Genomic DNA, 15,912 nt, shown 5'->3' with positions numbered 1-15,912 from the left:
AATGTTAAGATTTACAGCAATCAAGGACAAAAAATTAAAAAGTTATGAAACGTGTATTGTTTACAGTTGTATTATTGCTGGGAAGCGTAGTTTTGTTTGCACAGAAGTTAAATAAGACAGAAGTTAAAAACTTGCAAAGCTTTTTGCAGCAAAAGTCGGCAAAGGGAGATTCTAATGCTGACAGATTGGAAATTACAAGTATCGATTCGCCGCAAACCTGGAAAGGTGTCGTGTGGAATAATGGCCGGGTTCAAGAAATAAATTGGAAAGATAAAGATTTGGCCGGTGAATTAAATTTAATGGGCTTTACTAGATTGCAGAAACTCGATTGTTCGCGTAATCAAATAACAGCTATCGATGTTAGAGGTTGTTCTTTACTCAGCACTTTAAATGTAAGTCGTAATAAACTTAGTAATCTCGATTTAACAGGATGTACTTCGTTGATTAAACTCGATTGTTATAAAAACAGATTGACAGATCTTGATTTATCTGCTCCTACCCAAATAAAAAATCTGAATTGTTCAAATAATCTCTTTGTAGAATTAAATGTTTCGAAAGCGACGACATTACAGTCGTTAAATGTGCAAGGTTGTCATCTTGAATCTCTGAATGTAGACAGTTGTGTGAATCTGAAAAATTTATATTGTGGTTATAATAAGCTAACTAATCTTAATTTGTTAGGAACTGTCGGTTTACAAAACCTGAATATGGATAATAATGAGATTGCCACTATGATAATGTCTAAACAACCTTCATTACAGTCATTATTTTGCAGTGATAATAATATGACGACTCTCGATGTATTGAATTGTGATGCTTTACTCGATTTGGTTTGCTCATATAATCAGTTGACGCGTCTTAATCTTAACGGCACCGATAATCTTTTATTTGTCGATTGTTCTTATAACGATTTGACAACTCTCGATTTGAGTAATCGTCCTATGTTGCAGCGTGTACTTTGTAATCAGAATCAATTGAATACACTTGATGTATCCTTCTGCCCGAATTTGGTGTATATTAATTGCAAGTATAATCAATTATTCAATTTAAGAACAATGGGAGATGATAATCTTCGTATGATAGCTTGTCAATGGAATTATTGATCATAAAATGAAAATAGATTAAATATCGTCCGGCATAATTATTATGCCGGACGATATTTTTGTTTCCTGAATAGAGTAACAGAGATAAAATAAATTAGTATGTTTGTAAGTAAAGATTATAAATTAATTATGCTATGAAACCAGGGTTGGGATTTATATTATTGACAAGCATCTGTATTTTAACTTCGTGTAGTTCAATTTCTGAAATGACTTTGAATGTTGTAAGACCTGCAGAAATTACGCTACCTGTCTTTACCCGGACCGTTACTTTGGTAAATCTTAGTAAAAAGAATGAAGGGAGTGAAGGGGTATTTATTGATGCTTACGGTAGTAAAAGGCCGCTGCGATTGGAGTACACCGATCCTTCAGGAAACTTAGTCCAAATGTTGAATGATTATTTGGGAAAATCGGGATATTTCTCGAACATTTCTTTATTTACACTTTTTGACCGTACTAATTTGTTGAATAAAAAGATGACGGATAAAGAGCTGGATGCTATACGGGATAGTACGGGAAATGAGATGGTATTGGTTCTTTCCGATTTCTATATAGAGCCTACACTTAGAGAACGCTGGTACAATACTTATTCTCCGGTTTTGACACTCGACTTGGTTGCTCATTCTAAATATGAATTATATGCTCCTGATAATAAATATGAGACAATTAGTTACTCGGATACTTTGTATTGGGATAATGTAGGTGAAATAGTAGGAGATACAGAGATCGGCTTTTCTCTTGATAATTGTATAAAAGATATGGCGGGTTACACGGCCGATCATTTGGTTAAATTATTGGTTCCTTATAATGAGAGTGTGAAGAGGTTTTATTTTACATCCTCTGACCCCTTAATGAAAGATGCTGCCATTTATTGGAAACAAGGTAAATATGAAGATGCTTCTTATTTATGGGAATATGCGTGGGAAAATTCGAAAAAAAATAAAAAACGAGCAAAAGCTGCGGCTAATTTAGCTTTGTATTACGAATTACAGGATAATTATTCGACAGCTCTCGAATGGGCAAATCGTTCATTTAGAATATTTTCTTTATCTGCAGAAAAAAATACAGCTTATATTCGGATGCTGAAATGGTATATTGGTCAACTAGAAAAAAGAATAAAAGATGATGATAAACTTCGTTTTCAGTTAATATAATTCGTTATATCATTTCTTTTTTGATGTACTTCTATAAATTCTTATCTTTGTTCGAATAATGATTTTAAAACTATGAAAATGAACAAAAGAATAAAAAGGACCATCAAAATAACTTTTATTTCTTTACTTAGTATATTCCTTATTTTATCGGGGATTATTGCATTTGCTTTACATTTTATTTTTACTCCCGAAAAGTTGACTCCGGTTGTTGTCGAGGTTTCAAATAAAATGTTAAATGCAAAAGTAGATATCAAAAAAGTTGAATTGACTTTCTTTTCTTCTTTTCCTCGTTTCGAACTTCAATTGTCAGATGGTTCTATACAAACCCTTTTATCAGATTCTGTAATTCCTCAGAAGCGTGATTCTTTGATCCATTTCGGTCGTTGCGAGATTGCGGTTAATCCGATGCGTTATTTTTTTAAAAACGAGTTTATTCTTAACCGTTTAATGTTTAAAAATGCGGGAATATATGCTTATGTTGCACCGGATGGAAAGGCTAACTGGAATATAATAAAACCGGATACGGCAGTAACAGATACTTCAACTTCTAATGCTCAATTTAATGGATCCATACAAATAAGAAAAGTGGAATTTGAAAATATATCATTAGTTTTTGATGACAGAAGTAATGGTATATATACAAGTATCGATAGCCTTAATTTAAAATTGAAGGCGTCATTGACTTCCCGAATTTCAAAATTGGCAATAAAAACTAATTGTAATAACCTCATATTTTGGCAAAATGGAGAATTGCTTGCACGGCGTTTGTCGTTGGGCTTTTCTGGTGATATATCGGTAGATTCGGAAAACAATAAATATGAAGTCAAGGATGCGTTTGTAAATGTAAATAATCTTTCTTTTAAAACAAATGGCAGTGCTCAACGAGATACGGTAAATAATACGTTGGCAGTAGATTTGAACTATGAACTTGCGGTGCCTTCTGTAGAGACATTATTAGAAATGATTCCGGCCTCAGTTGTAAAAAAAGACGGTTTGAAGGCGAACGGGTCAGTTGAATTTTCAGGAAATATAAAGGGGATATACGGAAAAGATCAAATTCCTGAAGTTACTTTGAACGTGAAGATTAAGGATGCTTCCGGAAAATATAAAGGTATGCCTTATGGGATCGATAATCTTAGTGCCGATTTTGATTTCTTTGTAGATATGATGCGTAAGAAACAATCTTATGCAACTTTAAAAATATTTCGTTTCCGTGGTGCACAAACCGACATTCTTGCTGATGGTAAAGTAAGCGATCTATTGGGTGATCCTTTTATAACATTTAATACTAAATCAAAGATCGATTTCAATGGTCTTTCAAAAATATTTCCATTGAGTGCCGGAGTAAGTATCGGAGGTGAGCTTTTTGCCGATTTGCATTTTAAAGGTCATTTGTCTTCGTTAAAGAATAAGGATATTGGCCGTTTATTTGCTCAAGGGGAAGTTAATATGAAAAATGTTCTTCTCAAAGACACTTTGCATAAGTTCGATTTTAGGGCAGATGCCTCAGTGTTATTCAAAGGTAATAAAACTCTTGAAACATCAGCTTCGATACAGAATATATTGATGACGAGCCCTCGTATAAAGATTGATATGGCAGATTTTTCTGCCGGTGTTTCTCTGAATGGGATTCCCGATACTACAGGAATCATTCCTATGAAAGGGAATATATCGCTGAAAAAACTGAAAGGGTCATTGGGGGATAGTATAAGAGTATTTAGTGGACTTACCGATCTGAAAATTAATGTAAAACCTTCAAAAAAGGATAAGAAAAAGCCTATATTTAATTTCATTTTCGAGACTGATTCTTTATTTATGAAAGCCGGTAAAAATAAAATGGGTATGGATAAAGCCGGATTTAATATTACATTGCGACAAAATAAGGATTCATTATGGATACCTTCCGGTGTGATCGGTTTCAGACGTTTGAAAATGATAACAGATGCTTTGAGCCTACCGATTTATATGGGCAATACACGATTGACGATGGAACGTCACACAATTGCTCTTAACAGTGCTCGTATGAGAATAGGTGAATCGAATCTTCTTGCAAGCGGATCTGTCCGTAATCTGCTTAAAGCGATGACAGGAAAAGGAATTTTAATGGCTAATCTCGATATAACATCGGATATGATAAATTGTAATCAGATACTATCGGCATTATCTCCTGATATTATGACCTCTACCGATATCGATGACGATTCTATGACGTTTGAGGACGAAATAAAGGAGGGGGAAGAAGAGGAGCAGGCTTCGGATAATCTTCATCTTTTCATAATACCTGACAATTTGGAGTTGGTGCTGCATACTAAGGTAAAAAAGGCCCTCTATAATAAGATGGTATTTGAGAAAGTAAACGGTCTTATTGAGGTAAAAGATCGTGCAGTGCATCTTAAGAATTTAAGCATGAGAGCTTTAGATGCAAATATGAGTACTCATTTATTATATAAGGCTACCGATCGGGAAAATGCTTATACAGGTTTTGATTTTAATATAAAGAATATCAATATAGGAAAGTTAGTATATTTTATACCCGAGCTTGATACGATTGTTCCTATGTTGAGGTCTTTTAAAGGGCTGGTAGATTTTAATATTGCAGCTGAAGCAGAGCTCGACTCTGTAATGAATGTGCATATACCATCTTTAAGATCGGCAATATATGTAAAGGGAGATAGTTTGGTATTACTGGATGGAGATACTTTTAGAAAGTTGTCGAAGTTGCTGATGTTTAAAAACAAAAAACAGAATCTTTTTGATAGTATTTCGGTAAATATTACAGTAGATAAAGGGAATGTAAAAGTATATCCGTTCTTAGTGGAAATCGACCGTTATAAAGCCGCTGTAGGCGGGGAACAGAAACTGGATATGACGTTTAACTATCATGTGTCTATTTTGAAATCTCCGTTACCGTTTAAGGCCGGTGTAGATATTTACGGTAATATCGATAAGGTAAAATTCCGTATAACAAGAGCTAAGTATAAAAATTTGGTATCACCGGCTCAAATTAGAGAAATCGATAGTACGCGGATGAATATGGGGCGAATGATCATAGATCACTTTAGAAGAATGACTCAATAATTTTTATAACTTTATATTATTTAAAACGCCTGTTCTCTAAGAGTAACAGGCGTTTTATTATATATTTTATTCTGTTTTGTTATTCCACTCTGAATTTACTGTCGCATACGTTCACTTCGTCTGATATGAATAAACCTAGATCCGAAGCGGCGAGAGCGTTTTCAGGTATATTGTCTTTGCTGTAAAAATCGGAAAAATCAAATGTTGCATCGGTAGATAGCCATTTCCATATGTCGGGATAAACATCCTTAATGTGTACTGTTTCTTTGGGATAGTTAAACCAATCGAATCCGCATTCTAATCCTTTATCAGTATAACTTACTCCAGTACAGGTGATTACAATTCCGTACGGTATCCCTTCTTTATTGAAAGATTGATTAAGATGTGATGTTGATAATGCGTATAATTTTGTATTTCCATCAACTAGTATATACCATTCGACATTCGGAATTCCCGATCCAAATTTTGAAATATCCCAATTTCGTATGGTAGAACCTAAAAAGTATTTATGTATTTGCTCAACCGGTTTGATTTGGGGATCAAATGTATTAATAATACCGTCAATTCCTTTAAATAATTGGACTCTTACAGTATTTTCAGAAAGAAGTCCATCAAAAATTTGTGTATTTCCACAATATACTGTGCATCCTAAACGTATATCTTTTGTAGAGCCTAATGCAATAGGTTGTACTCCAAATCCGAAAATATTTCCTTGCCTTTGGTATTTTACATGTATGACAAGATCGTTATAATCGTAATCGCCCGATCTTGAATCCTCAAAGCAAACGACCTGATATAGTTTCGATTTGTTTTCTGTTATCATATTCGGATATTCCGATTTAGGAATATACTCTTCGGTAGGTTGTGTACCTTTAGGGATCATAATCGAAGTAGGTGTTATAACTTCTGCAAGTAGAACTCCGTTTATCGATACTTTTGTAACATAATCAGACTTAACATTAACAGAATATGGTTCTGTATTTATAAATTTTTCCGGTTTTATTGTTTTTTCAGATACCTCCGGAGAATTAATACAAGAATTCATGGTTAAAATTAGGAGAGAGAAAAACGCCGCCTTTTTCATAATCGTATGAATTTTTTAATGAATACTCTTTAGCATAAAATGATGATGAAAATATTTTATACTTTTCGACACCTGTATACAAATTTACAAATTAAAATTGTCTGATACAAAGATTTCTTTTATTTTAATTCATTATTTATAAAAAGCGGAGTTATTTTGAAATCTCAGGAAATAATAGTTCATAAAAAAACCGGAGAATTTATTCTCCGGTTTTTTTATGAACTATTTTGTTTTAAATCGATTAGCAATTTTTAATAGCTGCTATTCCCGGTAATACTTTGCCTTCGATAGCTTCGAGTAAGGCACCCCCCCCGGTCGATACATAAGAAACACCGCTTGCTAAACCGAATTTGTTTACACAAGCTACAGAATCACCACCTCCTACAAGGGAGAATGCTCCGTTTTTGGTAGCTTCGACAATTGCTTCACCTACAGCTCTTGAACCTGATGTGAAGTTTTCAAATTCAAATACACCTGTGGGGCCGTTCCATAAAATTGTTTTCGAATTTTTAATCACATCTGCAAAAAGTTTTTCGCTTTTAGGACCTATATCAAGACCTTCCCAGCCGTCGGGTATTTTATCAACATCTACAAATTGTGTATTGGCGTCATTTGCGAATTTATCGGCTATTTTTGCATCTACAGCCAGAATTAAATTTACATTATTTTCTTTTGCTTTTTTTATCAGATCGAGAGCCAGATCGAGCTTGTCGTCTTCACAGATCGAATCTCCGATTTTTCCACCTAAAGCCTTTGTAAAGGTATAAGTCATACCACCGGCAATAATTAAATTGTCGACTTTCGTGAGAAGGTTCTCAATGATTTCTATTTTTGAAGATACTTTTGAACCTCCCATTATAGCTGTAAAAGGACGTTTGATGTCATTCATGACTTTTTCAACGGCTTCTACTTCTTTCTGCATCAGATAACCGAACATTTTATTATCACATGAAAAATATTCAGCCATAAGAGCCGTAGATGCATGAGCACGGTGAGCTGTACCGAATGCGTCGTTAACATATACCTCAGCAAGATTTGCAAGAGCTTTTGTAAATTCCTTTTGGCTAGCTTTTACAGCTTTCTTAGCTGCTGCTTTTTCTCCATCAGTCGCATCTTCGGCCAAACCTCTGGGCTTGCCTTCTTCTTCTGCATAAAAGCGGAGATTTTCGAGTAACAGAGCTTCACCGGGTTTTAGATCGGCGACAGCTGCTTCCACTTTAGGACCTATGCAGTCATCAACAAATTTAACCGGTTGACCCAATAATTCCGAAAGGTGACCTACAATATGTTTTAGAGAAAATTTATCTTCCGGACCTTTTTTAGGGCGTCCCAAATGAGAACCGATAATAACGCTACCGCCGTCTGCAATTATTTTTTTCAGTGTGGGTAAAGCTTTTACCATACGAGTATCATCGGTGATATTAAAGTTCTCATCCAAAGGAACATTAAAATCGACACGTACAAATGCCTTTTTTCCGGCAAAATTAAAACTGTCAAGTGTTTGCATATAAAATAAATTTTAGAAAGTGATCTTTTATACGTTTGCAAATTTAAGAAATAAATCAAACAACTGTTACGATTAAGGGTTGTTTGTATTATAAAAACATCTCTTTGTTATCCGATAAGTTTTCGAGATTTTAGTAACTTTTCCATTTCTTGCTGAACGGTTGATGTTTGTTCTCGGGCGGCTTTAGCAAAAGATGTATCCTTAGAAGCGTATATTATTTGACGGGAAGAATTAACCAGTAAACCACATTGGGCATTCATCCCATAGTCAACGACTTCTTGCAAACTTCCTCCTTGTGCTCCGATTCCCGGTACAAGCAGGAAATGATCAGGAACTATTTTTCGTACATCGGCAAATAGTTTTCCTTGCGTTGCTCCTACGACGAACATCAGTTGGTCTTTGTTTGCCCATTTTTGTGAAATGCGCATTACTCTTTCAAATAGTCTTTCACCTTGATTGTCAACAGCAAACTGAAAATCCTGTGATCCTTTGTTTGAAGTAAGGCCAAGAACAATTACCCATTTCCCCGGATATACAAGAAATGGTTTTATACTATCTTCTCCCATATAAGGTGCAACTGTTACAGAATCTATACCGAGATGTTCGAAAAAACTACGGGCATACATCTCTGAAGTGTTACCTATATCACCGCGTTTAGCGTCTGCTATGATAAATTGGTCGGGATAGTTTTCTTTTATGTATTTAACAGTCTTTTCAAAAGCAGCCCATCCTTTTATTCCGAGACTTTCGTAAAAAGCTAAATTGGGTTTATAAGCTACACACATATCAGCCGTTGCGTCTATGATCGCTTTATTAAAAGCAAAAACAGGGTCTTCTTCATTCAATAAATGGGAAGGTATTTTTTTTATATCAGTATCCAGACCAACACATAAAAATGATTTTTTCCGTTTAATGTTTTCAAAAAGTTCTTGTCTGTTCATAAGTATATTCTTTAATCCTGTTATTATAGGTTATAATTCGCTCTCTTTTAATCGTTCGGCATTTTCTGCAATAATCAAGTGGTCGATGCAATCCTGTAAATCACCGTCCATAAAGGCCGCTAAGTTATAAATTGTATAATTAATTCTATGATCGGTAATGCGGCCTTGCGGGTAATTATAAGTACGTATTTTTGCTGATCGGTCTCCTGTGGAAACCATTGTTTTTCTTTTTCCTGCAATCTCGTCGAGGTATTTTTGGTATTCCATATTGTAAATGCGTGTGCGCAATTCTACCATTGCCTTTGCTTTATTCTTGATTTGAGATTTTTCATCCTGGCATTGTACAGTTATACCGGTAGGAATATGCACTAGACGTATTGCTGAATAAGTAGTATTTACCGATTGGCCTCCATGTCCAGATGCACAGAATATATCGGTACGAATATCTTTTTCATTAATTTCCACATCGAATTCTTCTGCCTCAGGTAAAACAGCAACCGATGCCGCCGAGGTATGTACTCTGCCTTGAGTTTCTGTTGCCGGAACTCTTTGTACCCGGTGTACTCCCGATTCGTATTTTAAAATACCGTATACGTTTTCTCCGCTAACTGTAAAAATTATTTCTTTAAATCCCCCGGCAGTACCTTCGCTAAAGCTGGTAACTTCTACTTTCCAGCCCTTATTTTCACAGAATTTAGAGTACATTCTGAATAAGTCTCCGGCAAAAATGGCAGCTTCATCTCCTCCGGTTCCACCTCTTATTTCCATAATGGCATTTTTCCCGTCTTGAGGGTCTGCAGGGACAAGTAATAATTTAATTTCTTCTTCGAGTGAAGGTAGGAGAGATTGGCTCTTATCGAGTTCTTCTTTTGCCATTTCCCGCATTTCTGCATCGTCTTCAGATTCTAATATAATTCGAGCCTCTTCTATGTTATCCAGTAATGATTTATATTTATTTCTGGCTTTTGTTATTTTTTCAAGATCGCGATATTCTTTGGTAAGTTTCACAAATCGTTTCATATCGGCAATTACAGCCGGATCTGTAATAAGTGTTCCAACTTCTTTGAAACGTAAAGATAAACCGTCTAATTTTTCTATTAATGTATTTTCGCTCATTTTTTTCTCTTTTCGATGTGCAAATATACAAAAATATGACCTAAAAAATGAGTAATATAAGGTAGTAAATAAGAGATAAATAAAATAGTCCGTAATCCTCAAACTGGGCATTCACATGCTGATTATCGGATACAGACTATTTATTGAGTAGTAGCAATTAGTAAACACATATTATCGGGTAACGGTTCAGAAAAAAAGCATGTTTTTGTTTTTTTAATGTTTATAGTTGTATAAAAATAAAAAAGCGGATAAATCAATAGTAAGATTATCCGCTTTTTATTCTTTATGTTTATTTTAATCTAACTTAATGGCATCTTTTACTTTTTCATTCAATAATGCAATATCGAGTACTTCTTTAATTGTATTTACATAATGAAATGTAAGCCCCTGAAGATAAATGTCTTTTATTTCTTCGATATCTTTTTTGTTTTCTTCTGAAAGAATGATTTCTTTGATATTGGCTCTTTTGGCAGCCAATATTTTCTCTTTAATACCACCTACCGGAAGAACACGTCCTCTTAATGTGATTTCACCTGTCATTGCGAGATGGGGTTTCACTTTACGCTGTGTAAATGATGATGCTATAGAGGTAGCCATTGTTATGCCGGCCGACGGACCGTCTTTGGGAATCGCTCCTTCGGGAACATGGATGTGCACACTCCATTTTTCAAAAATATCATCGTCGATATTAAAAAGTGAGGCGTGCGATCGAATATATTGCATTGCAATGACGGCCGATTCTTTCATGACATCGCCCAAATTTCCGGTTATAGTAAGCTTTTCGTTTTTACTTTTGCTTAGGCTCGATTCTACAAATAATATTTCTCCTCCGACAGCTGTCCAAGCCAGTCCGGTAACTACTCCAGCATAATCGTTTCCTTCATATTTATCCCGTGTATATTCGGCTGGGCCCAGATATTCATGCAAGTCGGATATTTGAAGTGTATGACGGAATTTTTTCTCTGTTGCTTTTTTGCGGGCAGCTTTACGCATTATTTGTGCGATTCTCTTATCAAGTTCCCTTACTCCCGATTCTCTCGTATATGACTCAACAATGATATCCATCGTTTTCTTAGGAATTTCGAGGTCTTCTTTTTTTAAGCCATGTTCATTAAGCTGTTTGGGAACGAGATGTCTTCGTGCAATTTCTACTTTTTCTTCTTGTATATATCCGCTTATATCTATTAATTCCATTCTGTCAAGCAACGGTTGAGAAATTGTATTCAGGTTGTTGGCTGTTGCTATAAAAAGAACTCTTGAAAGGTCGAAATCTATATCCAGATAGTTGTCATGGAATGCGTTGTTCTGTTCGGGATCTAAAACTTCGAGCAAAGCTGATGCTGGATCTCCTTTAAAATCATTTCCTATTTTATCTATTTCATCCAGAACAAAAACTGGATTAGAAGATCCGGCTTTAATCAGACCTTGTATTATACGTCCCGGCATGGATCCAATGTAGGTACGACGATGTCCTCTTATCTCGGCTTCATCGTGTAATCCTCCTAAAGAAACACGAATGTATTTTCTTTTTAATGCTTCGGCAATCGATTTTCCTAAAGATGTTTTACCTACTCCGGGAGGTCCGTATAGACAAATAATAGGAGATTTTAAATCACCTCTCAGTTTTAAAACGGCAAGGTGTTCTATAATGCGCTCTTTTACTTTTTCGAGTCCGTAATGATCTTTATCGAGTTGTTTTTGAGCATGTTTCAGATTAAAATTATCTTTAGTATATTCTCCCCAGGGCAAATCGACAAAAGTTTCAAGATAATTGTATTGAACCGAAAAATCGGGAGACTGAGGGTGTAGTCTTTCTAATTTACGAATTTCTTTTTCGAAAGTTGTCGCTATGGTTTCGTTCCATTTCTTGTTTTCAGCTTTTTTCCGTAATTCTTGAATATCTTGTTCTTGTACACTCCCGCCTAACTCGTCTTGAATCGTTTTTATTTGTTGTTGTAAAAAATGTTCACGTTGTTGCTGGTTTATATCTTCGCGAGTTTTCGATTGTATATCGGCTTTTATTTCGATTAGCTGCGCTTCTTTACTTAATGAAGCGTAAAGGCTGAATGCTCTTTGTTTTAAAGAACCGATATTCAGAAGTTCTTGTTTTTGGTGTGAATCCATAGGAATATTCGAACAAAGAAAATTCACTAAATAGTGATTATTCTGAATGTTTCGTAACGCAAATCCAAGTTCACGGGTGGGTTCGCCTAATGTTTTTAGAATTCTGAATGTAAGATCTTTCAGAGCTGAAATTAAAGCCTCGAATTCTTTGTCATTTTCTTCTGGTACCTCTTCATCAAGAATGGTAATATTTCCTTTCAGATAAGGAGCTAAAGAGGTCAGATTATCGAGATGAAAGCGTTTCTTTCCTTGTAAAATGACCGTAGAACTAGAATCGGGCATTTCCAGTATCTTAACGATTTCGGCAATACTTCCTATCTCATACAGATCTCCGTATTCCGGATTTTCTATAGACATATCTTTTTGGCACACGACTCCAATAAATCGTTTGTGTTCGTACGCATCCTTTATGAGTTGTAACGATTGCGGGCGACCTACTGAAACCGGTAAAGCAACGCCGGGGTACATTACCATATTCCGTAATGGCAATATCGGTAAGTCTGTTTCAGAAACTCCACTACATTCTATGTTAGGACTTCCCTCTATTTCAGTGAATATCGGCATAATGGTCGTTTCATTTTCTTCATTATCATTTAATGGATTATTGTCATTAAAGAAATTTTTCATATATAAAGTTGTCAATTTGTCAGTTAATACTTGAGTTATAACAAATCCTCTATTCCTAATAGGTCTTTTTTGTTTATGCAATGTGCGTGCCAAAGTTAATCAATAGTAGCCTATAACCGAAATTATTATTATTTTTTTGTTTATTTGTAACTTAAATCGATTCAAGAATGGGTAATCCTTTTTTTAAATTTAAACGTTTTACAATAAATCAGGATCGTTGTGCGATGAAAGTAAGTACCGATTCGGCTTTATTGGGAGCTTGGTGTCATTTCCCAAAAACGGGTGAAATTCTCGATATAGGGTGTGGGTGCGGTATCTTGTCGTTAATGGCAGCACAGCGATCTGAAGCTTGCATTACCGGTATCGAAATCGATCGGGAAGCAGCATTGCAGGCAGCTGAAAATGTATATATGAGCGAATGGAAAGAGAGAATAAAGATTATATGTGAAGATTTCTGTGTGTTTACTTCATATACTGAATCAAAATATGATTGTGTAATTTCGAATCCTCCTTATTTTGTAAATTCTTTGTTACCTCCGACTTTAGCGAGAAAGTATGCCAGGCATACTACAACTTTAAACTATTATTCACTTTTTAAAGGTATTTCGGCCATTCTACACGAAAACGGCAGTATTTTTCTCATATTTCCAGCAGACATACTCGAACATGTGATTGAAATTGCAGCTGGTTTTGATTATTTCCCGTTAAAAATTACTTCGGTGAGAGGACGGTCAGACCTTCCTGTAAAAAGAATGCTTACCGAATGGAAAAGAGGAATAGGAGTCTGTCATTATGATGAAATAATTATTGAGTCGGATCCTGGTATTTATACATCGGAATTTATAACTTTGTTACGGGATTTTTATCTAAAATTTTAAATTAACGAACTAATGATTAAGAATTATAGCATAACGTATTTTACAAGTTGCGATTATGAGGAAATTATATCCCTTTGGGAAAAGTCGGTACGTGCAACTCACTTTTTTTTGTCGGAGGATGATATCGTTTTTTATAAAAGTATGCTTGAAAATGGTTATTTACAAAATGTGCGACTATGGGGAATTAAAAACTCGGATAATCGTATATTGGCGTTTTTAGGAGTTGATGGTAATAATATTGAAATGCTATTTGTCGATCCAGATAAAAGAGGTATGGGATTGGGGCGTGAGCTTGTGAAATATGCCGTTTGTAAGTTAAAATGTAATAAAGTTGACGTAAACGAACAAAATGAACAAGCTGTTGCTTTTTATGATCGTATGGGTTTTGTATTGCAATCAAGAGATGATAACGATAGCTCGGGTAAACCTTTTCCTATTTTACATTTAATTTATCATTGAAAAAAATTATTGGTTCTTTTCCATTAGATAGTCATTGATACCTAAACTTTTATACGTATTTTTCAGTTCTTCGTCATTGTCGGTAATAAAAAGTAATTTATCATCTATTTGTAAATGAGTATGGCCTTTGGGTACAAAAAAATGTTCACCTCTTTTCACCATTACTACAAGTGTATTGTCGGGTAATGTGAGATCCATTAATTTATTACCGTGAGATAAAATACTATCATTTACTGTAATTTCGGACATTGCGGTTTTTATTTCATCCGGTAACGCAACATCAAAATTCTTTTTTGCATCGGGGGCTTTAGCCAAGTGTAACCAGCGAGCCATAGCGCTTACTGTGGTGCCTTGTACGAGTAGGGAAATAATTGTAATAAAGAATACTATATTGAATATAAACCGGGAGTTTTCGACTCCTGAAATAAGTGGATAGGTAGCAAAAATAATCGGAACGGCCCCTCTTAATCCTACCCAGGAGATGTAAGCACGTGCCCGTTTGCTGAAATGTCTGAATGGAAGCAGGCATAAGACGACCGATATGGGGCGGGAGAAAAGTATCATAAAAATTCCGATAAGAAGACCGATTCCGGCGACTGGAAGTAATTCGCTCGGGTTGACCAGTAGTCCCAGTGTGAGGAACATTACAATTTGAAAAAGCCATGAAAGCCCGTCAAAAAATGTCGTAAGACTTCTTTTATGTACCATTTTGTGGTTACCTACAACAAGTCCCGAGATATATACTGCTAAATATCCATTGCCTTTTAGCAGGTCGGTAAATGAAAAAATAAAGAATACTAAGGCAAGTAAAAGTACAGAATATAATGATTCATTTTCTATGTTTAATCGGTTGAAGAGCCATACGGTCAATCTTCCCAAAAAATAGCCGAGTAGTCCTCCTACAGTCAATTGTATGAGAAGCATGGTTCCAGATTGTACGAAATTAACATCGCCGACTTGAATAATCTGAATTAATAGAATTGTAAGCATATAAGCCATAGGGTCGTTACTTCCGCTTTCGAGTTCGAGTACCGGACGTAGTCTTTCTTTCAGACCTAAACCTTTAGAACGTAATATTGAGAATACCGAAGCGGAATCGGTTGAGGACATAACTGCGGCTAATAACATCGATTCTGTCAACGAAAGGGTAACATAATCTCTAAGGAAGCCGGTTATAAAATAAATAAAGTATCCGGTAATGAATGTCGTTAATAAAACCCCGAAAGTTGCCAGTACGATTCCTGGTCCTAAAACCGGTTTTATTTCTTTGTATTTTGTATCCATACCACCAGAAAACAAGATTATGCTTAATGCCATTACACCTATAAACTGTGCTTCTTTAGGATTATAAAATTGTATTCCTAAACCATCGTTTCCAAAAAGCATACCTACACCCAGGAAGAGAAGTAGTGCCGGCATTCCGAATCTGAATCCGGTCTTACCGATAATGACACTGATAAATAGTAATATAGATCCTATAAAAAGTATATTTTCTGCATTTAAAATCATAAGAATTCAATTTTTCCGATATAAAATTACATTAAAATAAAACAGTTTCAATGTGGTTTAATCTTTATTTAGTAAAAATCATTTTTCAATTATTATAATGTTTATTGTATTTATGAATGTTTTTAAATATTAATCAATTAATAATCATATTAAATATTTTAATTGCATTTTTACTTATAAAGTTTCGATGGTTCAAAAAAATCATCATTATATGTTTCTTTTTTCCCTAGTAGGTAATACTTCTGAAATACATTTTGGAGGTACTGCAGATGTTCGATGTCATTTGATTATACGAACAAAAACAAGATGGTCTTGGTTTATAATTAAAAAATTAT

The 15,912-nt window shown here is 35.0% G+C and carries 11 protein-coding genes; 5 read left to right on the top strand and 6 right to left on the bottom strand.

Annotated elements, in window-relative coordinates; all coding sequences use genetic code 11:
• Nucleotides 1–44: 44 nt before the first annotated feature.
• The 3 genes from NMU02_RS08660 (at nt 45) to NMU02_RS08650 (ending at nt 5,332) form a co-directional block, all read left to right on the top strand.
• Complete coding sequence (locus NMU02_RS08660; RefSeq protein ID WP_255027419.1) at nt 45–1,103, top strand: leucine-rich repeat domain-containing protein; 1,059 nt, start codon at nt 45–47, stop codon at nt 1,101–1,103.
• Between the two features lie 134 nt (nt 1,104–1,237).
• Entirely contained in the window at nt 1,238–2,254 is a 1,017-nt protein-coding gene (locus tag NMU02_RS08655; RefSeq protein WP_255027418.1) for a DUF6340 family protein, read from the top strand.
• Between the two features lie 78 nt (nt 2,255–2,332).
• A complete protein-coding gene (locus NMU02_RS08650) occupies nt 2,333–5,332 on the top strand; it encodes an AsmA family protein (protein ID WP_255027417.1) in 3,000 nt (999 codons plus the stop codon).
• Between the two features lie 79 nt (nt 5,333–5,411).
• On the opposite strand, the gene NMU02_RS08645 is transcribed toward NMU02_RS08650, so the two are convergent.
• The 5 genes from NMU02_RS08645 to lon form a co-directional block, all read right to left on the bottom strand.
• Entirely contained in the window at nt 5,412–6,416 is a 1,005-nt protein-coding gene (locus NMU02_RS08645) for a hypothetical protein (protein WP_255027416.1), read from the bottom strand.
• Between the two features lie 241 nt (nt 6,417–6,657).
• Nucleotides 6,658–7,923 carry a phosphoglycerate kinase gene (locus NMU02_RS08640; protein WP_255027415.1) on the bottom strand — a complete coding sequence of 422 codons (1,266 nt, stop codon included), beginning with the start codon at nt 7,921–7,923 and terminating at the stop codon, nt 6,658–6,660.
• A 107-nt stretch (nt 7,924–8,030) separates the two neighbouring features.
• Entirely contained in the window at nt 8,031–8,864 is an 834-nt protein-coding gene (gene pyrF / locus NMU02_RS08635; RefSeq protein ID WP_255027414.1) for an orotidine-5'-phosphate decarboxylase, read from the bottom strand.
• 30 nt (nt 8,865–8,894) lie between these two features.
• Nucleotides 8,895–9,980, bottom strand: coding sequence for a peptide chain release factor 1 (prfA, locus tag NMU02_RS08630; RefSeq protein WP_255027413.1), 1,086 nt, complete (start codon nt 9,978–9,980; stop codon nt 8,895–8,897).
• Between the two features lie 294 nt (nt 9,981–10,274).
• Nucleotides 10,275–12,731 carry an endopeptidase La gene (lon, locus tag NMU02_RS08625; RefSeq protein WP_255027411.1) on the bottom strand — a complete coding sequence of 819 codons (2,457 nt, stop codon included), beginning with the start codon at nt 12,729–12,731 and terminating at the stop codon, nt 10,275–10,277.
• Nucleotides 12,732–12,898: 167 nt separating this feature from the next.
• Between lon and NMU02_RS08620 the strand changes: the two genes are divergently transcribed.
• Together NMU02_RS08620 and NMU02_RS08615 are read left to right on the top strand one after the other, a co-directional pair.
• A complete protein-coding gene (locus NMU02_RS08620) occupies nt 12,899–13,609 on the top strand; it encodes a tRNA1(Val) (adenine(37)-N6)-methyltransferase (protein ID WP_255027409.1) in 711 nt (236 codons plus the stop codon).
• Between the two features lie 12 nt (nt 13,610–13,621).
• The gene (locus NMU02_RS08615) at nt 13,622–14,068 is read left to right on the top strand and encodes a GNAT family N-acetyltransferase (RefSeq protein WP_255027407.1); all 447 of its coding nucleotides are present in this window, start codon (nt 13,622–13,624) and stop codon (nt 14,066–14,068) included.
• Between the two features lie 6 nt (nt 14,069–14,074).
• Here NMU02_RS08615 and NMU02_RS08610 read toward each other — a convergent pair whose 3' ends face one another.
• A complete protein-coding gene (locus tag NMU02_RS08610; protein ID WP_255027406.1) occupies nt 14,075–15,577 on the bottom strand; it encodes a potassium/proton antiporter in 1,503 nt (500 codons plus the stop codon).
• Between the last annotated feature and the right edge of the window lie 335 nt (nt 15,578–15,912).

The organism is Coprobacter tertius, assembly GCF_024330105.1.
Classification (GTDB): domain Bacteria; phylum Bacteroidota; class Bacteroidia; order Bacteroidales; family Coprobacteraceae; genus Coprobacter; species Coprobacter tertius.
Note: the sequence above shows the minus strand (reverse complement) of the source record. Positions and strands in the feature narration are given on the sequence as shown.